This window comes from Aminobacter sp. P4_D5, from assembly GCF_056401815.1.
This window is the reverse complement of sequence record NZ_JBFUIP010000463.1, coordinates 1-953: the sequence shown is the minus strand read 5'-3', so window position 1 is coordinate 953 and position 953 is coordinate 1. Positions and strand designations below refer to the sequence as shown.

Annotated in this window: 2 protein-coding genes; both read right to left on the bottom strand. The window is 73.1% G+C overall.

Annotated elements, in window-relative coordinates; genetic code table 11:
• Positions 1-416 (bottom strand): ATP-binding cassette domain-containing protein (locus tag AC1DWF_RS32785; protein ID WP_476842688.1); only part of this gene is annotated, 416 nt, incomplete at its 3' end.
• Positions 413-953 (bottom strand): ABC transporter permease subunit (locus AC1DWF_RS32780; protein ID WP_476842687.1); only part of this gene is annotated, 541 nt, incomplete at its 5' end. The genes AC1DWF_RS32785 and AC1DWF_RS32780, both read right to left, overlap by 4 nt.

The following is a 953-nucleotide window of genomic DNA, read 5'->3' as shown; positions in this document are numbered from 1 at the left end:
CCACCCGAGAGCTCGTGCGGCCTGCGGTCGGCGAAGCCCGGCAGGCCCACCAGCTCCAGCACCTCCGCCACGCGCCGCCCGATGCGCGCCGTGTCCCAGCCCAGCAGCACCGGCACCGTCGCGACGTTCTCCGCGATGCTGCGATGGGGGAAGAGGCCGACCTCCTGGATCACGTAGCCGATGCGGCGMCGGAGCTGGACCGGATCCTGCTGAAGCGCATCCTCGCCGGCGATCCAGACGCGGCCGGCCGTCGGTTCCACCAGCCGGTTCACCATCCGCAGCGTCGTCGTCTTGCCGCAGCCCGACGGTCCGATCAGKGCGCAGCTGGTGCCCTCCGGCACCTCCAGGGTGATATCAGTGACCGAGGGTTTCGCCGCGCCCGGCCAGCGCTTGGTCAGCCCTTCCAGCCGGATCATGTCGGAATCCTCCGTTGCAGCCGCCGTTCCAGCAGGCCGAAGCCGGCCTCCGTCAGCAAGGCGAGCGCGGCGATCGCGGTCGCGCCGAGCAGCATGCGTCCCGTGTCCAGCAAGGCGAGACCCTGCGTCACCAGATCGCCCAGCCCGCCCCCGCCGATGAAGGTGGCGAGCGCGGCTGCGGAGACCACCTGCACGGCGGCGATGCGCAACCCCGCGAAGAGCAGCGGCAGGGCCAGGGGCAGCTCCACCCGGAACAGCACCTGGCCGGGCGACATACCAAGCCCGGTCGCGGCGGCGACAGCCGCAGGATCGGCGGCGCGCAGCCCGGCAATCAGGTTCACCAGCACCGGCGGCACCGCCAGCAGCGCCAGCGCGATCACCGAGGGCGTGAACCCCACCCCGAGCAGTGGCAGCAGGGCCGCCAGCACGGCCAGGCTCGGCACGGTGCGGAGAACGCCGGCCAGGGAGATGGCGAACTCCGCCAGGCGCGGACGATGCGCGACCGCGAGCCCGAGCGGCAGCGCCACGCCGATGCCC